Below are 19,787 nucleotides of genomic sequence, written 5' to 3'. Positions count from 1 at the left end.
TTCTTATGGAAAATTCATTGTAGCTTGTATCATTTTTTTCTCCCTCCCTTAATATATATAAAATTAGCAAGCCATATCGAGTGGATCTTCTAACGATAGGAAATGTAATTCTACTAAGAGTGAACTTCACGCGGGACGGACTCTTATAGGATTTGTAACGTATAGATACAATCCTTTAGAGCAGGGATAAAAGGGGGGACAAAAGTGATTGAAATTTGCTTCGAAGAAAAAAATGATGCTATGCATGTATATAGACAACTACTGAAAAGGGCGGAACTGTTATATAAGGAAACGAGTGTGTATTTACAGGAACAAAAAGTGGTGATTCACATACCAGTATGTGAATCGAATTATATTGAAAAGATTTTATTGCCAGTCATGGTATATTTCATTGTGAATGTAAAGCAAAATGAGTGGATGTATACAATCTTAAAAGAAAAGTTTTTTTATGAAGAAGAGGAAGAGTGTCATCAAATATTGCATATGGCACAAGAGATTTTAAAAGGAAGAAGAAAAGGGATTGCTCATGAATTAACACGTCATACATTTGAATCGTATATTAAATCTTCTTTAAATAACTGGCTTTGTGATCCGCTTTCGTTCTCGTTTTCATCATATGTTCGTTTTCGCCTTCGTACATATAGGGAAATGGTAGCTAAGCTTGCTGAAGTGTCGATTGATGAGTATAAGTTGGAACAAGAATATCAAATGTTTATTGAGACGCTAAGGCAACAAGTGCGTAGCCGAAAATCGCGTTTGTCCTGTGTGCATCTTATTTTTGATGAAAGTTTTATTTTCTATGATGATAAAGGTAGACGTTTAAAACAGGAGAAATTGGTCCAATATATAGATGAGGAATTATTAAAGCAAAAGGATGTATATATTGATACGAAAGTAATTGCACCACTTCTCTCTATTTCGCCGAAAAAAATTTATTTATATACGAAAGAACAAGACCATAATATGATTATTACTTTGCGAAATGTATTTCAAGAACGGGTCCAATTACATGGATTACATGAGTTTGAGCGCAATGTGAAAAATTTAAAAAATAAAGGTAACGCCCTTGATTTTCTAAGTTTTTGAGCATATAATTACCTACATAAATGAAATATATTGAAATGTCATGATGAGGACATGAGTAGTTTTCTACGATTTTCAGAGAGGGAAGCCTTAGGGTGTGAGCTTCCTAGTACGGGATTATTACTTACCACCTCTAAACTTTAGCAGTGAACGGTTTTTCTAGTAATTGCTAACGGACAACACCGTTATGTTGAACTTGAGCAATTAACAATAAGGTTAATTGGAACAAGGGTGGAACCACGAATTCAACACTCGTCCCTTTTTACGGGATGAGTGTTTTTTATTTTGAAAAAAAGAGGAGTGACCAGTGATGGCAGATGTAGTTAAAATTACTTTCCCTGATGGAGCTGTGAAGGAGTTTCCAAAAGGCGTAACAACTGAAGAAATCGCAGCTTCTATTAGCCCAGGCTTAAAGAAAAAAGCTGTGGCTGGAAAATTAAACGATGAGATGATCGATCTTGTTACACCAATTGAAGAAGATGGTGCAGTTTCTATTATTACATTAGATTCTGAAGATGGCTTATACATTTTACGCCATTCAACAGCCCACCTTTTAGCGCAAGCGTTAAAACGTTTATATAAAGATGCTAAGCTTGAGCTTGGTATTGGTCCAGTAATCGAAAATGGCTTCTACTACGATATTGATATGGAAGAAGCAATTACAGTTGAAGACTTCAAGAAAATTGAAAAAGAAATGCAAAAAATCGTGAACGAGAACTTAGAAATCGTTCGTCATGAAGTACCACGTGCAGAAGCCCTTCGTCGCTTTGAAGAAATCGGCGATGAGTTGAAATTAGATTTAATTAACGATCTTCCAGAAGATGCGGTTATTTCAATCTATGAGCAAGGCGAATTCTTCGACCTTTGCCGTGGTGTTCACCTTCCATCTACAGGGAAAATTAAAGTATTTAAATTATTAAGCGTTGCGGGTGCTTACTGGCGCGGCGATAGCAATAATAAAATGCTACAACGTATTTACGGTACTGCATTCGTTAAGAAAGCAGAATTAGATGAGCACTTACGTATGCTTGAAGAAGCGAAAGAGCGCGATCACCGTAAATTAGGTAAAGAATTAAAACTATTTACTAATAGCCAAAAAGTAGGACAAGGTTTACCACTTTGGTTACCAAAAGGTGCAACTATCCGCCGCATTATCGAGCGTTACATCGTTGATAAAGAAGCAAGCTTAGGCTATGATCACGTATACACTCCAGTACTAGGAAGCAGAGAGCTTTATGAAACTTCTGGTCACTGGAATCACTACCGTGATGGTATGTTCCCATCAATGGAAATGGATAATGAAGAGTTAGTTCTTCGTCCAATGAACTGCCCTCACCACATGATGGTTTATAAAAATGATATTCACAGTTACCGTGAACTACCAATCCGTATTGCGGAACTTGGAACAATGCACCGCTATGAAATGTCAGGTGCGTTATCTGGATTACAACGTGTACGTGGAATGACTTTAAACGATGCGCACATTTTCGTTCGCCCAGATCAAATTAAAGAAGAGTTAAAACGTGTTGTAAACTTAACTCTAGAAGTGTATAAAGATTTCGGTTTAGAGAACTATTCATTCCGCTTATCTTATCGTGATCCAGCTGATACTAAAAAGTACTATGCTGATGACGAGATGTGGGAAAAAGCACAAGGTATGTTAAAAGAAGCTATGGATGAAATGGGTCTTGATTACTATGAAGCTGAAGGTGAAGCGGCATTCTACGGTCCAAAACTTGACGTTCAAGTTCGTACTGCTCTTGGAAAAGACGAAACACTTTCAACTGTACAATTAGACTTCTTACTTCCAGAACGCTTTGAATTAGCTTATGTTGGTGAAGACGGTAAACAACATCGTCCAGTTGTAATTCACCGTGGTGTTGTATCAACTATGGAACGTTTCGTAGCCTTCTTAATTGAAGAATACAAAGGTGCATTCCCAACTTGGTTAGCTCCAGTTCAAGCACAAGTAATTCCAGTTTCTCCGCAAGTACATTTAGACTATGCGAAGAAAGTGCAAGATGAACTACGCCGTGCTGGTATCCGTGTTGAATTAGATACTCGTGAAGAAAAAATTGGTTACAAAATCCGTGAAGCACAAATGCAAAAAATTCCGTACATGCTTGTAGTAGGTGACAATGAAGTAACTGAAAACGGCGTAAACGTACGTAAATACGGTGAACAAAAATCAGAAACAATCGCATTAGATGCTTTTGTTGATATGATTAAAGTAGAAGGAAAACGATAAGACAGAGCCGCGGTATACCGCGGCTTTCGTATGTATTATAAAAAAGAAAAACTAGAAAAAATAACCAAACAATACTTATCATAAAAAAGTATTGCAAGTATGTTAGTTGTTTGTTACAATATTTCTTGTTGTTAGTAAAACACATCGCGTCTTCTTGACAGACGTCATGTCCTATGGTAAACTCATCAAGGATAATAGAATATTGTTTTGTGGAACAAGTAGAAGCACCCGCTTCTCACCTGATGGACGCATTCGCAGTTTACAGGTAAATGTATTTCTTACTTAAGAATTTACAAGTGTGGGTGTCGTATGCCCGCACTTTTTTTGTCGGGTTCTATGACTACAAAAGATGTTCTGAAAAAACCTTGGAGGTGGCTTACTATTAGCAAGGATATGATGATTAACGAGCAAATTCGTGCACGTGAAGTACGTTTAGTTGGTGCAAATGGCGATCAACTTGGAATCAAGTCTCGTAATGACGCTTTAGACTTAGCTGCAAATCTTAATCTTGATTTAGTATTAGTTGCTCCAAATGCGAAACCGCCAGTATGCCGCATTATGGACTACGGTAAATTCCGCTTTGAGCAACAGAAGAAAGAAAAAGAACAGCGCAAAAATCAAAAAGTAATTAGCATGAAAGAAGTTCGTTTAAGTCCAACAATTGATGAACACGACTTTAACACAAAACTTCGTAATGCTATCAAGTTTTTAGAGAAAGGCGACAAGGTTAAAGCGTCAATTCGCTTTAAAGGACGTGCCATTACTCATAAAGAAATCGGTCAACGTGTTTTAGATCGCTTCTCAGAAGCTTGTGCTGAAGTTAGTACAATTGAATCTAAGCCTAAAATGGAAGGACGTAGTATGTTCTTAGTTTTAGCACCGAAAAACGATAAGTAATAGATAGAGGAGGAAATACCTATGCCTAAACAAAAAACTCATCGCGGCTCTGCAAAGCGTTTCAAAAAGACTGGATCAGGTAAACTGAAACGTTCTCACGCTTACACAAGCCATTTATTCGCTAACAAATCTACAAAAGCTAAACGTAAACTACGTAAAGCTGGTGTAGTAAGCGCTGGTGACTTCAAACGCATTCGTCAAATGCTTGACAACTTAAAATAAGTTCGGCTGATATATAGAACAATTAGGAGGTAATATTATGCCAAGAGTAAAAGGTGGTACAGTTACTCGTCAACGTCGTAAAAAAGTTATAAAATTAGCAAAAGGTTACTACGGTTCTAAGAGTACATTATTCAAGGTTGCTAACCAACAGGTTATGAAATCTCTAATGTATGCATTCCGTGACCGTCGTCAAAAGAAACGTGACTTCCGTAAATTATGGATTACACGTATCAACGCAGCTGCTCGTATGAATGGTCTTTCTTACAGCCGCTTAATGCACGGTCTTAAAAATGCTGGCATCGAAGTTAACCGCAAGATGCTTGCTGACTTAGCTGTTCATGACGAAAAAGCTTTCGCTGAATTAGCAACAGTTGCAAAAAACAACATTAACTAATTAATTAGTTGAAACCTTAGAAGATTTTTCTTCTAAGGTTTTTTTATTTGTATGCAAAAGGAAGTATGTCGTTATGGATATGACAAAATCAATATAAAAGCTATAGCGATATAGAAGAATATATATATGAAGCCAGGAGAATTCTCCTGGCTTTTTTCAATTATCTCCCTTTGGAAAGAAGAGTATCTTTCCTACCTGAAACGACACTGCTATAATGGAAAGATGATATGGAACTTTCATCAGATAAAATAAAATTTTTATCAGTGGACAATCCCCGGATAATGATTAACTATCACCAATCGGAGTGAACAATCTAATAGTGATGATTGAAACGTATTTGTAAATTAAGGACAAGCTATTTTGTAAAGAGATAAATGGCTGACTTATTAATAAGAAACGAAAAATAATAATGAACTTTGAGATGAAACAACATTGTTGCGTAAAATGCGATGTTGGAGGAGGACAATAGAATGGACTTACTACAACTATTTAAATTACAAAAAGAATTAGATGACCGTATTGTGAAAGAGCATGACTTACAACCGAAAAAATTGTTAAAAGAAAAAATGTTAGCTCTTCTTGTAGAAATTGGAGAACTTGCAAATGAAACACGTTGTTTTAAATATTGGAGCAACAAACCAGCATCAGAACGTGAAGTAATATTAGAAGAATACGTAGATGGTTTGCATTTTATTTTATCAATCGGAATTGATTTAGGTATTGATAAAAACTTCCTATTCTATAAATGTGCACAAACGAATAAAACACAAGTAGAAATTTTCTTAGACACATATGCGAAGGTGATTCGCTTTACAGATCAACCATCTATTACGAACTATATTGAATTATTTACAAGCTACCTTCGACTTGGACAGGCGCTAGAGTTTGAACAAGAAGAGATTGAAAAGGCATATTTAGATAAAAACGAAGTAAATCATGAGCGTCAAACACAAGGATACTAATTTAATTTTTGAATATTTCAGTTTCCTTTTGTATAATGAAGTGACTGAAGAAAAAGGAGGGTGTTGGCAATGACAAAATTAGACGCGACATTGACAATGCTAAAAGAATTAACAGATGCACGTGGTATTGCGGGTAACGAGCGTGAACCACGTGAAGTAATGAAGAAATATATTGAGCCGTTTGCGGACGAACTTTCTACTGATAATTTAGGAAGTTTAGTTGCGAAAAAAGTAGGGGAAGAAAATGGCCCGAAAATTATGGTTGCAGGTCATTTAGATGAAGTTGGCTTTATGATTACGCAAATTGATGACAAAGGTTTCCTTCGTTTCCAAACAGTTGGTGGCTGGTGGTCACAAGTTATGCTTGCGCAGCGCGTGACAATTGTAACGCGTAAAGGAGATGTAACAGGTGTAATTGGTTCAAAACCACCGCACATCTTACCTCCAGAAGCGCGCAAAAAGCCAGTTGATATTAAAGACATGTTCATCGATATTGGTGCTTCTAGCCAAGAGGAGGCAATGGAGTGGGGCGTACGACCAGGAGATCAAGTTGTACCTTACTTTGAATTCCAAGTGATGAAGAATGAAAAAATGTTACTTGCAAAAGCATGGGATAACCGAATCGGTTGTGCAATTGCAATTGATGTATTAAAACAATTAAAAGATGAAAAGCATCCAAACGTTGTATATGGCGTAGGGACTGTACAAGAAGAAGTCGGTCTTCGTGGTGCGAAAACATCTGCAAACTATATTAAACCAGATATCGCGTTCGCAGTAGATGTTGGTATCGCTGGTGACACGCCTGGTGTAACGGCAAAAGAAGCGCAAAGTAAAATGGGTGATGGACCACAGATTATTTTATATGATGCGTCTGTTATTGGTCATACTGGTTTACGTGACTTTGTAGTTGATGTTGCTGACGAATTAGAAATTCCATATCAATATGATTCAGTAGCGGGCGGTGGAACGGATGCAGGTGCAATTCACATTGCTGTAAATGGTATTCCGTCTATGGCAATTACGATTGCAACGCGCTACATTCATTCTCATGCGGCAATGTTACACCGTGATGACTATGAAAATGCAGTGAAGTTAATTGTAGAAGTTATTAAACGTCTTGATAAAGAGGCTGTACATAACATTACATTTAATTAATAGAAAAAGCGAAGGAGTCTCTCCTTCGCTTTTTTATGTTTTAAAAAGGTCTCTCTAATCCAGCGGCAGTATGAGCTCCTAAAATAATTAAACGAGTTAATTGCATGGCCATAAAATGCGGAGTATATATCATCCCTCTTTTTAACCATGACATAATCATCCCGATATGAGCCCCTGTTACATAGCTAATTAAAATATCACGAGGAACCATAAGATCTTTATCATCTGGTTGTGAAATAGATAAGCTTAATGTTAAATGAGTTTGTATTGTTTTCATCATTTTATAAGAGTAGTTTCCAGCAGCTTTATCACCAAGCATAACGTTATAGAAGTTCGCATTTTCTGCAATATGTTCGAATAAGGCTAGAAAGGTTGGATTTGGTGAATCAAATGTAAGTTGAAACTCTTCTTTATTTCTATTTTTGGGTTTAATAACTTCTGTTAGCTTCTCTAACATTTCTTCAATGCTTTTGTCTAATAAGTCATATTTATCATGGTAATGACTATAAAACGTAGCACGATTTACAGGAGCGCGTTCTGCGATATGTTGAACAGTTACATTTTCAAAGCCCTTTTCGCCTACTAAAGCGACAAAAGCATCCTGTATGAGTTGTCTCGTCCGCTTTACACGTGGATCATTTGTATTTTTAATAGACATTGTTACTTCTCCTCGTTTAATTTTTTATACTTAAACAACACGATGGTATTATATTGTTGTTTAAGCGACATTTCATACGGAAATTGTCGGTTGTAGTTTCAAAATAATTATTTATAATTATAAACGATAGTCCTTCAGAAATCAGCACCGCTCGCAGGTAGACATATTCTCGTTTACGCTGTAAATGGTGTGATTTTTTTGTTTAAAGGTTAATATAATTAACAATTAAACAATCTAAACAATAAGGACGTAAATAGTTTAGAAAAAAATTATATGCGATATAAGGAGAGGAATGCAATGAATCAGTTTCGAAGAATGGTGATTATCAACATTATCACATTAATTGTACTAGTTGGCGGCGGTATTGGCGGTTATTATTATTACAATCAAGCGGAAAATTACTTGAAAACAGACAATGCAAAAATTGATGGAAAGGTAATTTCGATTGCATCACCAGTAGCAGGTAAATTAACTGACTGGAAAGCTGAAGTAGGTAAGAATTACAATGAGAACGATAAATTAGGTGCTGTGACTGTAGCGGCAGCAAATGGGGAACAAACAGTAGATGTAACAATTCCGCAAAATGCAACAGTTGTACAATCAAACGCGACGACAAATGCTTTCGTTGGAGCAGGTAGCCCAATTGCTTATGCATTTGATATGAACAACTTATGGGTAACAGCAAACATTGAAGAAACAGATGTTGACGATGTACAAAAAGGTCAAGACGTAGATGTGTATGTAGATGCATACCCAGATACAACGTTATCAGGAAAAGTAGAGCAAGTCGGATTAACAACAGCGAACACATTCTCTATGTTACCATCAAGCAACGCAACAGCGAACTATACGAAAGTAACACAAGTAGTACCAGTTAAAATTTCTTTAGATCATAGTAAATCAGTAAATATTGTTCCTGGAATGAATGTGTCAGTTCGTATTCATAAGTAAGGGGGAGATGAGATGTCCTCAATTGCAATTGTAGGATATGCACTATTTTGTATAATCGTCTTCTTCCTTGTAAATCGTCTTTTACGAAAGAAAAAAACGAACGTGGGAGAAGAACAAGTCCCAGCCGTAAATAAAATAGAAGTAAGTAAAGTAGAAACAGAAGAGAAAGAAATAGAACGAAAGCAAGAAAAGGAAATTTCTAATGTAGTTGAGTTAGAAACCGGAAAGCAAGAAGAAGTAAAACAAGAAAATGAAGTGCCGAAAAAACAAATGTCTACGCCTGTAGAGAATGTGAACGTAAAAGCAGTTGTAGCTGTATTAATTCTTGGCATGTTCGTTTCTATTTTAAACCAAACAATCATTAACGTTGCATTGCCTCCGTTAATGAATGAATTTAACGTATCAACTTCAACAGCACAATGGTTAATTACCGGTTTCATGCTTGTGAATGGTATTTTAGTACCGATTAGTGCCTTTTTGGTTTCACGATTTACGTACCGTAAATTATTTGTAGCGGCAATGTTATTCTTCACGGTAGGATCTATCATTTGTGCTACTTCAGGAAACTTTACGATGATGATGACAGGCCGCGTTATTCAAGCGGTTGGAGCAGGTATTTTAATGCCGGTTGGTATGAATATCTTCATGACGTTGTTCCCGCCTCATAAGCGCGGAGCGGCGATGGGATTACTAGGTGTAGCGATGATTTTAGCTCCAGCTATCGGACCAACTGTAACAGGTTGGGTAATTGAAAATTACAGCTGGAACTTAATGTTCTATGCGATGTTTATTATCGGTTTAATTATTACGTTCCTATCTTTAAAATTCTTTACACTAGCTCAGCCAGTATCTAAAACGAAATTAGATATATTTGGTGTTGTTAGTTCAAGTATTGGACTAGGAAGCTTATTGTACGGATTTAGTGAAGCTGGAAATAATAGTTGGACTAGTGCAGAAGTTATTATTTCACTTGTTATCGGTGTAATTGGGTTAGCATTATTTATTTGGAGAGAGTTAACAACGGACAATAAAATGCTTGATTTACAAGTGTTTAAATATCCGGTATTTACGTTTACTTTAGTAATTAATGCAATCGTTACGATGGCATTATTCGGAGGTATGTTATTGCTTCCGGTATATCTGCAAAACATTCGCGGTTTCACACCGATAGAATCAGGTTTATTATTACTTCCAGGATCATTAATTATGGGGATCATGGGACCTATTGCAGGTAAACTATTTGATAAATATGGTATTCGTCCGTTAGCGATTGTTGGATTAGCCATTACAACGTTTGCGACATATGAATTCACAACGTTATCGATGGATACACCATATAGCGTTATTATGACGGATTATATTATACGTTCAATTGGTATGTCATTCATTATGATGCCAATTATGACAGCTGGTATGAACGCACTGCCGATGAAATTAATTTCTCACGGTACAGCAACGCAAAATACATCAAGACAAGTAGCTGGTTCAATTGGAACAGCGATATTAATTACACTTATGACGCAACAAACGACTGCTCACGTAGCAGATTACGGCAACATGTTAACGACGTCAAACCCAATTTTAGTTGATAAAGTACATGGTATGGGCCAAAGTTTAGCAGCGATTGCCGGATCAGCTCAAGCAGGAGATGCGATGAGCACGCAACTATTATTCGGACAAATTTCAAAGCTATCTGCAATTAACGGTATTAACGATGCCTTCTTAATTGCAACGATACTCGCAGGTATTGCTTGGGTGTTATCGTTCTTCTTACCATCAGGCAATAAACCAAATAGAAAAGCAGGGAATTAATTTCCCTGCTTTTTTGTGCTTTTTTATGCAGTTAGATATAAAAGATGATAACCAGTTACGGAGCACAGCCCTGTTATAACTAAAATCGTCCCCATAGAACGAATACTCGATATTTGTCTTCCGCTTATAATAGCTAATAGTCCAGCTAAAGAGAAGAAGCACCAATATAAAGTTCCTGAAATTGGAACAATCCCCTCTAAATCTATTCCAGAACCTATACAAATGATAGGAACAACGATAAGTAATATGCTAATTAAACCTGCTATAAGAGTAAGTAATTTACGGTGTTTCATGCCAGCAATAATTAAAAAAATGCCGACGATGAGCTCGCATAACATCAAAGTAAGAGCTAAAATCATCCAAGTTAATATTCCGAACACTTTTGTATTACCTCCAATTTATCGGTTTCTAAAAACTATTATATATAGTATGAATCACCTACAGTCATGAGTAACCAGAAGATAACCCCTAACATACCAGCGATAAAAATAATGAATCCCATATTACGTATACTTTTAATTTTTGCTTGTAATCCACTTAATCCTGCCAATAATCCAGTTAAAGAAAACAGTATCCAATATAAAGTAGTTGAAATAGGGAGGGTTGTAGTGCTCTCCACTCCCATGCCCCAAAAAACAAAAGGTAGTGTGACAAAGGAAAAGCTAAGTAGCCCCATTAAACCGACAAATAATTTACGGTGCTTCACGCTAGTAACAATTAAAAAAATACCACCGAAAAATCCGCATAAAACAAGAAGTGGCATATAAACAACCCAAAGTAAGCTCAACATATGTAATCTCCTTCTATGTAATCAGTTATATTTTACTACATGAGGTTTATTTTAGGTATTATTAATAAATATGTATAAATTGATAGAAATGAGAAGTAACAATACGAATTAATAAAAGAGGTATCGCAATGATACCTCTTTTTAACTCAAGAATGCTAACGTATTATTCATAATATGGAATAACATAGCTGGAATAATGGATTTTGTTTTTTTACATAAAATAGCCATTAATAATCCCATGAAGAAAGTAATTACCATTACTCCAAGTGAGTATGTATGAGCGATACCGAAGAAGAAACTTGTTATGATGGCTGCAATCCAAAATGGAAAGCGCTCTGAGAAGAAGCGAAGTATAAAGCCACGGAAAATAAGCTCTTCAAAAATTGGTGTAAGTATTGCGAAACCGATAAGTAATAATATTTGATACTGCTTAAAAACGTCTAAGTTTAATGCGGAAGATTGCTGTTTTGTTGCGTCTTGGAACACATAATTTAACAAGATGTAATTGAGTATAATGTTTATAGCGAAGAAGAGAAGTAAGTATACGTATGTACGCCATTCTTTAAGTGCTTTAAAGTTAAATGATTGTAGTAGTAATTTTTTTGCGGGTTCGAATTTAAAAATGAAGAATAACAACACGGCTAGTTGTAATACGATACTTGTAGTATTTACGATAGATTCATACAGGGCAATTTGTTTTTTATCTGTAAGACCTGCTGTATAAATTGTTAAGGGCATTGTGAGGAACACAGTAATAAGTCCGGTTCCGAAAAAAGCGAATAAAACGGAGCTAATAAATTGTCCCCATGACATAGAGTATTTCTGTTCATTAGAAAGTTGTGTAGCGGGTTGCATTTATAAAATCACCTCTTTATATTTGTATATTTAATTATAAAGTATTTTGTTTTTATATGTAACATTTAAATATTACATATAAAGTGAAACTTTAATCAGTGGGGAGGTTCATCCCACACTGATTATTAGTTGAACCAATCGGGCTTTTACGGGCAGTTGATTCCCCTACCTAATTTCTTTACTTCCGCTGAATTTTGAGGTGGGGGTCTTACTGCCCGTTAATGCGGGGTAAAGGTGTATTTTCCATAAAATAATAAAAGAGGTATCACCCTATAGTGATGCCTCTTTCTCATTGATAACTATGTTCTGCCTTGTTATTCGATTTTGATTGCTCTATTTGTAATTCACGCTCTACCAATCGATCTAACTGCTGAATTGCTTTTAGTGCTTTTTCATAAGAGATAGTTCGATAGTGGTGTGCGCCGCCTGGTTCTTCGTCTGCTTCATCTGCCCACTTAATAATGTTTTGTAGAGGTGTTCTTTCAATTGATTGTTCTACTAGGAAAGAATCAGTATGCAATAGAATTGCAACAGAAATTTCTTTGGCTTGTTTCGGATGTTCGCCTAATCGGATTAATAACTTATGAGCTCTTTCAGCGCCTTTAATTGCATGGATATCATTCTTTTTATATAAGTCATAGTCCCATTCGCCGCCTGTGTACCAAGTATGATGTCCCATATCATGAAGGAAACCAGCTTTTGTTGCAGCATCGACTGAGGCATGATGCTTTTTCGCTAAGTGAAACGCATGGTAAGCGACAGCAATCGCGTGGACCATTCCAGAACGGTTTACATATTTTTGTGTAATGTGGTGTTTAAAAACTTGTTCAAGCGTAATACGTTGCATAAAACATTCACTCCTTTTATCTAATGGTGTCTGTGAAGAAAATCGATCGGTTTAAATGTATTTTGAACATTGTACTCCATCCGGGTAGCGTTAGTAAAGTAGAAATGTTTAGGAGAAGAAAAAAATTTTCCGCAAAAAAATCACCTTAGCTTATGCGAAGGTGATTTTCAAATTGCTTATTTTTTTAATCCTTGCTCTAGCGTTTCTAACATTTCGTGCTTTTCATTTTCATCAGCGTTTTTCCAAATGACTTCGAATAAAACACCAAGACCTGGAAGCATTTTTTCTTCACCGCTTTGAATTGCATCGACAATTGTTTCTTGTAATTGGTCTTGTGAATTTCCAGATACATTTGCTAATACAGCACCACGTAAATTAAAACTCATTGCTTTCACCTCTTCTTCAGAATTGAAACTGACGTTAGTTTTTGTTCTTTTTTATGTAAATATGTATGAAAAATAGGCTATAATGATAAGACAAGAAGAGAGGGAAATACATATTATGAAAAACATTGATTCAGTACAAAATCCGCGTGTGAAGCAGTGGAAAAAGCTGCAGACGAAAAAAGAGCGCGATAAAAAAGGTTTATTTTTTGTAGAAGGATTCCACTTAGTCGAGGAAGCTTTAACAGCAGGAGTTGTAACAGAACTTATCGTTTCTGATCAGACAGATCTTCCGAAAGATTGGACAGTTGATGATGTGGAAATGTATATCGTACCTGAAGCAATCGTAAAGATACTTCGTGAAACAGAAACGACGCAAGGTGTGTTTGCTGTTTGTGAGAAACACGAGAGTGAAGTAGCTCTTGCAGATGGTAAGTTTCTTTTATTAGATGGCCTTCAAGACCCAGGAAATTTAGGGACAATTATTCGTACAGCTGATGCAGCTGGTATTCATGCCGTTGTGCTTGGAGAAGGATGCGTTGATGCATATAATAGTAAAGTGCTTCGCTCTACACAAGGTTCTATTTTCCATTTACCAGTTGTAAAAGGTAACTTAGAAGAATGGGTAGACAAGTTAAAAGAAAACAACGTTCCTGTATATGGAACAGCTCTTGAAAATGGAGTTCCGTATGGTGAAGTAACACCAGCTGGTAGTTTTGCATTGATTGTAGGAAATGAAGGAAGCGGCGTAAGCCAAGAAATTCTTGCAAAAACGGATCAAAACTTGTATATTCCGATTTACGGCGGGGCAGAATCATTAAATGTTGCGGTTGCAGCAGGGATTTTAACGTATTATTTGCAAAGCCCAGTTGCGAACAAATAAAAAACTTCTTATAATAAGTTGAAGTATATTATATTAAAAGTTAAATAACGAAAAACGTTGATAGAGAAAAGTAACTTACAAAATCGCCATATAGGGAGAGAATGCCTTAGACTGAAAGCATTCTTATGGTAGACGGAAGTGAATTCACCTCTGGAGTTGACGCCAGGACCATGTATATGTAAAGGCGTTCCGGTCAGAATTGATCGTTATAACTAATGAGTGGGCAGACTTGTTCTGTCAATTTAGGGTGGTACCGCGAATTTACCTCGTCCCTTTTTGGGAGCGAGGTTTTTTTATTTTTAAAATTAGGAGGGTTCCAAATGGAAGCACGTTTAAAAGAGCTAAAGCAAAAAGCGTTAGAGCTTATTGAAGAAGCGAAAGAGCTAAAGGGCTTAAACGACGTACGCGTAGCGTATTTAGGGAAAAAAGGTCCAATTACAGAAGTATTACGCGGCATGGGAAAATTATCAGCAGAAGAGCGTCCACGTATGGGAGCATTAGTAAATGAAGTACGTGAAGCGATTCAAACGCGTTTAGACGACAAAATTGGTAACTTAGAAAAAGCAGTAATTGAAGCGAAGTTAGCTACTGAAACAATTGATGTTACACTACCAGGTCGTCCTGTTGAAACAGGTTGTCATCATCCGTTAACAGCTGTTGTCGAACAAATTGAAGATGTATTCATCGGTATGGGTTATGAAGTAGCTGAAGGAACAGAAGTAGAAAAAGACTACTACAACTTCGAAGCATTAAATTTACCGAAAGATCACCCAGCGCGTGATATGCAAGATACATTCTACATTACAGAAGAAACGTTACTACGTACACATACATCTTCTGTGCAAGCACGTACGATGGAAAATAATAAAGAAAAAGGCCCGATTAAAATTATTTGTCCTGGTAAAGTGTATCGCCGCGATGATGATGATGCGACGCATTCACACCAGTTCATGCAAATTGAAGGTCTTGTAATTGATAAAAACATTCGCATGAGTGACTTAAAAGGTACACTACAAGTATTCGTGAAAAAGATGTTCGGTGAAGATCGTGAAATCCGTCTTCGTCCAAGTTTCTTCCCATTCACAGAGCCATCTGTAGAGATGGATATTTCTTGTATGATGTGTCACGGCAAAGGTTGCGGCACTTGTAAAGGAACTGGCTGGATCGAAATTTTAGGCGCAGGTATGGTTCACCCGAACGTACTTGAAATGGCTGGTTATGATTCAAAAGAATATCAAGGTTTCGCATTCGGTATGGGCGCAGAGCGTATCGCAATGTTGAAATACGGCGTAGATGACATTCGTCATTTCTATACAAATGATGTACGTTTCTTACAACAATTCAAACGAGCGTAAGGGAAGGAGAGGATAAGTATGTTCGTATCATATCGTTGGTTACAAGAGTATGTAGATATTAAAGATGTAACAGCACAAGAACTAGCAGATAAAATCACGAAAAGTGGTATTGAAGTAGAAGGTGTTGAAGTATTAAATAAAGGTGTAAAAGGTGTTGTAGTTGGTCACGTATTAGAATGTGAAAAACACCCAGAAGCTGATAAATTAAGCAAATGCTTAATCGATATCGGTGAAGAAGAGCCAGTTCAAATTATTTGTGGAGCTGCTAACATTGCAAAAGGTTTAAAAGTACCAGTTGCAAAAGTTGGAGCTGTACTTCCTGGCAACTTCAAAATTAAAAAAGCAAAACTACGTGGTGAAGCTTCTCACGGTATGGTTTGTGCTCTTCAAGAGCTTGGTATTGATGGGAAACTAGTTGCGAAAGAATACGCAGACGGTATCTTCATCTTCCCAAGTGACGCTGAAGTTGGTGCAGATGCACTTGAAATTTTAAACTTACATGACGAAGTACTTGAGCTTGGTTTAACACCAAACCGTGCAGATTGCTTAAACATGTTAGGTGTTGCATATGAAGTCGCTGCTATTTATGGTCGTGAAGTAAAACTTCCAGCTATTAGCTTACAAGAAGCAACAGAAAAAACTTCTGATTACATTTCTGTAAGTGTAGAAGCGAAAGAAGAAAACCCATTATATATTGCAAAAATGGTGAAGAACGTAAAGATTGGTCCATCACCAATGTGGATGCAAACGCGCCTTATGGCAGCTGGCATTCGTCCAATTAGCAATGTAGTTGATATTACAAACTACATTTTAATGGAATACGGCCAACCGTTACATGCATTCGATTACGATAAATTAGGTTCAAAAGAAATCGTTGTTCGTCTTGCAAAAGAAGGCGAAAAAATTGAAACGTTAGATGATCAAGAGCGTACGTTACAAAGCCACCACCTTGTAATTACAAACGGAACAAAAGCTTTAGCTGTTGCTGGTGTAATGGGCGGAGCGGATTCTGAAGTTACAAATGAGACAGTGAACGTTTTAATCGAGTCTGCATACTTTGCAGGTCAAACAGTACGCCGTACATCAAAAGACTTAGGTCTTCGTAGTGAATCAAGTGCACGTTTTGAAAAAGGAATCGATCCAACACGTACATTTGAAGCAATTCAACACGCAGCTGCTTTAATGGCGAAATACGCTGGCGGAGAAGCACTTGAAGGTGTAGTGGAAGCTGACAACTTACAAGTACAAGAGCATACAGTATCTGTTACTGCTGAAAAAGTAAACCGTGTATTAGGTACAAATATTTCTGCAAGTGAAATGGGTACAATGTTCACAAACTTGAAGTTCCCATTCACAGAAGTAGAAGGAACATTCCATATAAATGTACCGGCACGTCGTCCTGATATTACAATTTCAGAAGACTTAGTAGAAGAAGTAGGTCGCCTATACGGTTATGACCACATTCCAGTTACATTACCTTCTGGAACAATGACACGTGGTAAATTAACATCAGCACAAACGAAACGTCGTAAAGTACGTCGCTTCTTAGAAGGTGCTGGTTTATATGAAGCAATCACGTATTCGTTAACAAGTGCTGACAAAGCGAAACAATATATGGTTGAGCCAAACGAAAAGGCGCCTGTAAATCTTGCACTTCCAATGAGTGAAGAACGTAGCCAACTTCGTTTAAGCCTAGTGCCACAATTGTTAGAAGCAGTTTCATACAATGTTGCACGTAAAAACGACAGTGTAGCTTTATACGAAGTAGGTTCTATCTTCTTACCAACAGAAGCAGGAGAACTTCCGAAAGAAGAACAACATCTTGCAGGTGTTATGACAGGTCTTGCTCTTCACCATGCATGGCAAGGTGAGAAAAAAGTAGTAGACTTCTTCGTTGTGAAGGGTGTACTAGAAGGATTATTTGACGTACTTGGCGTTGCAAACCAAATCACTTATGCACCAGCAAAACGTGAAGGTATGCACCCAGGTCGTACAGCTGACATCGTATTAGATGGCGAAGTAATTGGTTTCATCGGTCAATTGCACCCAGAAGCAGAAAAACAATTAGATGTGAAAAATACATTCGTATTCGAACTGTCTCTTGTAAAAGTATTCGGTGCAGATGCTGAAGAAACTTACTACGCAGCAATTCCACGTTTCCCATCTATGACACGTGATATGGCTGTTGTCGTAACGAAAGAAACAAAAGCTGGCGAAATGAAGCAAGTTATTGCTGAAGCTGGCGGAGAACTTCTGAAAGACGTAACACTATTCGACTTATACGAAGGTGAAAAAATGGAAGAAGGCAAGAAATCACTTGCATTCTCTATGACTTACTTCGATGCAGAACGTACGTTAACAGACGAAGAGGTAACAGAAGCACATAACCGTGTATTAACAACGGTAGAAGAGAAATTTGGTGCGGAGTTACGTAAGTAATGAGAAATTGCCGGATTCATTCCGGCAATTTTTTTATGGCACGATTGTCGATCTATGATAAAAATCGCCGATAAATATCAAGGTATCTTGCATCTTTCTCTCGAATGTAGTACATTAATTTTAGTTTAACAAAATGAAAGACGATGATAAGGAAAAGTAGTATATACTATAATCCAAAGCGAGTCAGGGACGGTGAGAGCCTGATGAGGCGGTATATGTGAAGAACACCTTGGAGTTGCTAACCGAAATTGAATCTTGTATTCAAGAGTAGACTTAGACGGGAATCCGGCCTGTTACAAACCGGGAAGTATGTATTACATACGAGTTAAAGTTGGTCTTTATGACAAATTGGGTGGTACCGCGAAGTTTAACCTTTCGTCCCTTTATGGATGAAAGGTTTTTTTGTATTTAAATATATGTGCAAAGGAGAATTTCACTATGGAAAACACATTAGTAAAAAGTCTGTATAGAGATACAGATAAATACGCAGGTCAAACAGTACAAGTATCAGGGTGGATTCGTAACTTACGTGATTCAAAAGCATTTGGTTTCATCGAATTAAACGACGGTAGCTTCTTCAAAAGCGTTCAAATCGTTTTCGATACAGAGTTAGAAAACTTCAAAGAAATTGCAAAGCTTCCACTTAGTTCTTCAGTTAAAGTAGAAGGTAAAGTAATTGCAACGCCTGGAGCGAAGCAACCATTTGAAATTAAAGCAGAAAAAATTGATATCGAGGGCTTATCAGATTCTGATTACCCACTTCAAAAGAAACGTCACACGTTTGAATACTTACGTACAATTGCTCACTTACGTCCAAGAACAAATGCATTCTCTGCAACGTTCCGTGTACGTTCTGTCGCAGCATTTGCAATTCACCAGTTCTTCCAAGAGCGTGGATTCGTACATGTTCACACACCAATCATCACTGGTAGTGATACAGAAGGTGCAGGCGAAATGTTCCGCGTAACAACGCAAGATTTAAACAACGTACCAAAAGGCGAAGACGGACAAGTTGATGAATCAAAAGACTTCTTCGGCAAAGAAACAAACTTAACAGTAAGTGGACAGCTGAACGCTGAAGCTTATGCATTAGCATTCCGTGACGTATACACATTCGGACCTACATTCCGTGCGGAAAACTCAAACACAACTCGCCATGCTGCTGAGTTCTGGATGGTTGAGCCGGAGATTGCATTCGCTGAATTAGGCGATGTAATGGATCTTACAGAAGATATGCTGAAATATGCAATGAAATACGTACTAGAGCATGCACCAGAAGAAATGGAATTCTTCAACAGCTTCGTTGATAAAACAGTTCTAGAGCGCATGAACAACGTAATCAACTCTGACTTCGGTCGTATCACATATACAGAAGCAATTAAAGTGCTTCAAGAGTCAGGTGCTGACTTCAAATACCCAGTAGAATGGGGTATTGACTTACAAACAGAGCACGAAAGATACTTATCAGAAGAAATCTTCAAACGCCCTGTATTCGTAACTGACTATCCAAAAGACATTAAAGCGTTCTACATGCGTATGAATGAAGATGGAAAAACAGTAGCTGCTACTGACCTTCTAGTTCCTGGCATCGGCGAATTAATCGGCGGAAGTCAACGTGAAGAAAGAATGGACGTTTTAGTAGATAGAATTAAAGAACTAGGCATGAACGAAGAGGACTACTGGTGGTACTTAGAACTTAGAAAATACGGCGGTACAAAACACGCTGGATTCGGTCTAGGTTTCGAGCGCTTCCTAATGTACATCACTGGCATGGCTAACATCCGTGACGTAATTCCATTCCCAAGAACTCCAGGTTCTTCTGAGTTCTAAAATATGGAAAAAGCGAGAGGGTT

General features: G+C 37.2%; 19 protein-coding genes and 4 other annotated features. Of the genes, 13 read left to right on the top strand and 6 right to left on the bottom strand.

Annotated elements, in window-relative coordinates; all coding sequences use genetic code 11:
- The first annotated feature begins 204 nt into the window (after window positions 1-204).
- From ytxC to K5S59_RS22740, 7 genes are all read left to right on the top strand, one after another.
- Window positions 205-1,086 (top strand): putative sporulation protein YtxC, encoded by an 882-nt coding sequence (gene ytxC / locus K5S59_RS22770; protein ID WP_000569620.1) that lies wholly within the window; start codon window positions 205-207, stop codon window positions 1,084-1,086.
- Window positions 1,087-1,117: 31 nt separating this feature from the next.
- Window positions 1,118-1,346: a binding site (T-box leader), on the top strand.
- Between the two features lie 47 nt (window positions 1,347-1,393).
- Window positions 1,394-3,331, top strand: coding sequence for a threonine--tRNA ligase (gene thrS, locus K5S59_RS22765; RefSeq protein WP_000786073.1), 1,938 nt, complete (start codon window positions 1,394-1,396; stop codon window positions 3,329-3,331).
- 210 nt (window positions 3,332-3,541) lie between these two features.
- Window positions 3,542-3,662, top strand: a sequence feature (ribosomal protein L20 leader region).
- Between the two features lie 62 nt (window positions 3,663-3,724).
- A complete protein-coding gene (infC, locus tag K5S59_RS22760; protein WP_000973214.1) occupies window positions 3,725-4,228 on the top strand; it encodes a translation initiation factor IF-3 in 504 nt (167 codons plus the stop codon).
- Window positions 4,229-4,249: 21 nt separating this feature from the next.
- The gene (gene rpmI / locus K5S59_RS22755; RefSeq protein ID WP_001125946.1) at window positions 4,250-4,450 is read left to right on the top strand and encodes a 50S ribosomal protein L35; all 201 of its coding nucleotides are present in this window, start codon (window positions 4,250-4,252) and stop codon (window positions 4,448-4,450) included.
- Between the two features lie 37 nt (window positions 4,451-4,487).
- On the top strand, window positions 4,488-4,844 hold the full coding sequence (gene rplT / locus K5S59_RS22750; protein WP_001138364.1) for a 50S ribosomal protein L20: 357 nt from the start codon (window positions 4,488-4,490) through the stop codon (window positions 4,842-4,844).
- 470 nt (window positions 4,845-5,314) lie between these two features.
- A complete protein-coding gene (locus K5S59_RS22745) occupies window positions 5,315-5,806 on the top strand; it encodes a dUTP diphosphatase (RefSeq protein WP_000365056.1) in 492 nt (163 codons plus the stop codon).
- Between the two features lie 69 nt (window positions 5,807-5,875).
- Entirely contained in the window at window positions 5,876-6,961 is a 1,086-nt protein-coding gene (locus K5S59_RS22740; RefSeq protein WP_000163547.1) for a M42 family metallopeptidase, read from the top strand.
- Window positions 6,962-7,001: 40 nt separating this feature from the next.
- Here K5S59_RS22740 and K5S59_RS22735 read toward each other — a convergent pair whose 3' ends face one another.
- Complete coding sequence (locus K5S59_RS22735) at window positions 7,002-7,619, bottom strand: TetR/AcrR family transcriptional regulator (RefSeq protein ID WP_000023671.1); 618 nt, start codon at window positions 7,617-7,619, stop codon at window positions 7,002-7,004.
- A gap of 297 nt (window positions 7,620-7,916) precedes the next feature.
- On the opposite strand from K5S59_RS22735, the gene K5S59_RS22730 reads away from it, so the two are divergent.
- Both K5S59_RS22730 and K5S59_RS22725 read left to right on the top strand, forming a co-directional pair.
- Window positions 7,917-8,570: an HlyD family secretion protein gene (locus K5S59_RS22730; RefSeq protein WP_001071407.1), complete on the top strand. Its 654-nt coding sequence runs from the start codon at window positions 7,917-7,919 to the stop codon at window positions 8,568-8,570.
- 12 nt (window positions 8,571-8,582) lie between these two features.
- The gene (locus K5S59_RS22725) at window positions 8,583-10,382 is read left to right on the top strand and encodes a DHA2 family efflux MFS transporter permease subunit (RefSeq protein ID WP_000094776.1); all 1,800 of its coding nucleotides are present in this window, start codon (window positions 8,583-8,585) and stop codon (window positions 10,380-10,382) included.
- A gap of 23 nt (window positions 10,383-10,405) precedes the next feature.
- On the opposite strand, the gene K5S59_RS22720 is transcribed toward K5S59_RS22725, so the two are convergent.
- From K5S59_RS22720 to sspI, 5 genes are all read right to left on the bottom strand, one after another.
- Entirely contained in the window at window positions 10,406-10,762 is a 357-nt protein-coding gene (locus tag K5S59_RS22720) for a hypothetical protein (RefSeq protein ID WP_000467060.1), read from the bottom strand.
- Between the two features lie 38 nt (window positions 10,763-10,800).
- On the bottom strand, window positions 10,801-11,172 hold the full coding sequence (locus tag K5S59_RS22715; RefSeq protein ID WP_098872287.1) for a DNA-binding protein: 372 nt from the start codon (window positions 11,170-11,172) through the stop codon (window positions 10,801-10,803).
- Window positions 11,173-11,313: 141 nt separating this feature from the next.
- Window positions 11,314-12,027 carry a CPBP family intramembrane glutamic endopeptidase gene (locus K5S59_RS22710; RefSeq protein ID WP_098259097.1) on the bottom strand — a complete coding sequence of 238 codons (714 nt, stop codon included), beginning with the start codon at window positions 12,025-12,027 and terminating at the stop codon, window positions 11,314-11,316.
- A gap of 289 nt (window positions 12,028-12,316) precedes the next feature.
- Window positions 12,317-12,874, bottom strand: coding sequence for an HD domain-containing protein (locus tag K5S59_RS22705; RefSeq protein WP_098872288.1), 558 nt, complete (start codon window positions 12,872-12,874; stop codon window positions 12,317-12,319).
- A gap of 176 nt (window positions 12,875-13,050) precedes the next feature.
- Entirely contained in the window at window positions 13,051-13,260 is a 210-nt protein-coding gene (gene sspI, locus K5S59_RS22700; protein WP_000009509.1) for a small acid-soluble spore protein SspI, read from the bottom strand.
- Between the two features lie 82 nt (window positions 13,261-13,342).
- Between sspI and K5S59_RS22695 the strand changes: the two genes are divergently transcribed.
- From K5S59_RS22695 to asnS, 4 genes are all read left to right on the top strand, one after another.
- Entirely contained in the window at window positions 13,343-14,140 is a 798-nt protein-coding gene (locus K5S59_RS22695) for a TrmH family RNA methyltransferase (protein WP_120450917.1), read from the top strand.
- Window positions 14,141-14,188: 48 nt separating this feature from the next.
- Window positions 14,189-14,417 (top strand) — a binding site (T-box leader).
- A 43-nt stretch (window positions 14,418-14,460) separates the two neighbouring features.
- The gene (gene pheS / locus K5S59_RS22690; RefSeq protein WP_000388217.1) at window positions 14,461-15,495 is read left to right on the top strand and encodes a phenylalanine--tRNA ligase subunit alpha; all 1,035 of its coding nucleotides are present in this window, start codon (window positions 14,461-14,463) and stop codon (window positions 15,493-15,495) included.
- 18 nt (window positions 15,496-15,513) lie between these two features.
- Window positions 15,514-17,934 carry a phenylalanine--tRNA ligase subunit beta gene (gene pheT / locus K5S59_RS22685; protein ID WP_098872325.1) on the top strand — a complete coding sequence of 807 codons (2,421 nt, stop codon included), beginning with the start codon at window positions 15,514-15,516 and terminating at the stop codon, window positions 17,932-17,934.
- Between the two features lie 134 nt (window positions 17,935-18,068).
- Window positions 18,069-18,320, top strand: a binding site (T-box leader).
- Window positions 18,321-18,372: 52 nt separating this feature from the next.
- Window positions 18,373-19,764, top strand: a complete 1,392-nt coding sequence (gene asnS, locus K5S59_RS22680; protein WP_000432171.1) for an asparagine--tRNA ligase — start codon at window positions 18,373-18,375, stop codon at window positions 19,762-19,764.
- Window positions 19,765-19,787: the final 23 nt, after the last annotated feature.

It is taken from the genome of Bacillus sp. BML-BC051 (genome assembly GCF_019656175.1).
Classification (GTDB): Bacteria; Bacillota; Bacilli; order Bacillales; family Bacillaceae_G; genus Bacillus_A; species Bacillus_A mobilis.
The sequence above is the reverse complement of the archived record's forward strand: the minus strand, read 5'-3'. Positions and strand labels throughout refer to the sequence as shown.

What these genes read in the sequence shown, in the direction of transcription:
- thrS (WP_000786073.1), top strand. Translation starts at nt 1,394, where the DNA reads ATGGCAGATGTAGTTAAAATTACTTTCCCTGATGGAGCTGTGAAGGAG.
- infC (WP_000973214.1), top strand. Translation starts at nt 3,725, where the DNA reads ATGATGATTAACGAGCAAATTCGTGCACGTGAAGTACGTTTAGTTGGT.
- rpmI (WP_001125946.1), top strand. Translation starts at nt 4,250, where the DNA reads ATGCCTAAACAAAAAACTCATCGCGGCTCTGCAAAGCGTTTCAAAAAG.
- rplT (WP_001138364.1), top strand. Translation starts at nt 4,488, where the DNA reads ATGCCAAGAGTAAAAGGTGGTACAGTTACTCGTCAACGTCGTAAAAAA.
- K5S59_RS22745 (WP_000365056.1), top strand. Translation starts at nt 5,315, where the DNA reads ATGGACTTACTACAACTATTTAAATTACAAAAAGAATTAGATGACCGT.
- K5S59_RS22740 (WP_000163547.1), top strand. Translation starts at nt 5,876, where the DNA reads ATGACAAAATTAGACGCGACATTGACAATGCTAAAAGAATTAACAGAT.
- K5S59_RS22735 (WP_000023671.1), bottom strand. Translation starts at nt 7,619, where the DNA reads ATGTCTATTAAAAATACAAATGATCCACGTGTAAAGCGGACGAGACAA.
- K5S59_RS22730 (WP_001071407.1), top strand. Translation starts at nt 7,917, where the DNA reads ATGAATCAGTTTCGAAGAATGGTGATTATCAACATTATCACATTAATT.
- K5S59_RS22725 (WP_000094776.1), top strand. Translation starts at nt 8,583, where the DNA reads ATGTCCTCAATTGCAATTGTAGGATATGCACTATTTTGTATAATCGTC.
- K5S59_RS22715 (WP_098872287.1), bottom strand. Translation starts at nt 11,172, where the DNA reads ATGTTGAGCTTACTTTGGGTTGTTTATATGCCACTTCTTGTTTTATGC.
- K5S59_RS22710 (WP_098259097.1), bottom strand. Translation starts at nt 12,027, where the DNA reads ATGCAACCCGCTACACAACTTTCTAATGAACAGAAATACTCTATGTCA.
- K5S59_RS22705 (WP_098872288.1), bottom strand. Translation starts at nt 12,874, where the DNA reads ATGCAACGTATTACGCTTGAACAAGTTTTTAAACACCACATTACACAA.
- sspI (WP_000009509.1), bottom strand. Translation starts at nt 13,260, where the DNA reads ATGAGTTTTAATTTACGTGGTGCTGTATTAGCAAATGTATCTGGAAAT.
- K5S59_RS22695 (WP_120450917.1), top strand. Translation starts at nt 13,343, where the DNA reads ATGATAAGACAAGAAGAGAGGGAAATACATATTATGAAAAACATTGAT.
- pheS (WP_000388217.1), top strand. Translation starts at nt 14,461, where the DNA reads ATGGAAGCACGTTTAAAAGAGCTAAAGCAAAAAGCGTTAGAGCTTATT.
- pheT (WP_098872325.1), top strand. Translation starts at nt 15,514, where the DNA reads ATGTTCGTATCATATCGTTGGTTACAAGAGTATGTAGATATTAAAGAT.
- asnS (WP_000432171.1), top strand. Translation starts at nt 18,373, where the DNA reads ATGGAAAACACATTAGTAAAAAGTCTGTATAGAGATACAGATAAATAC.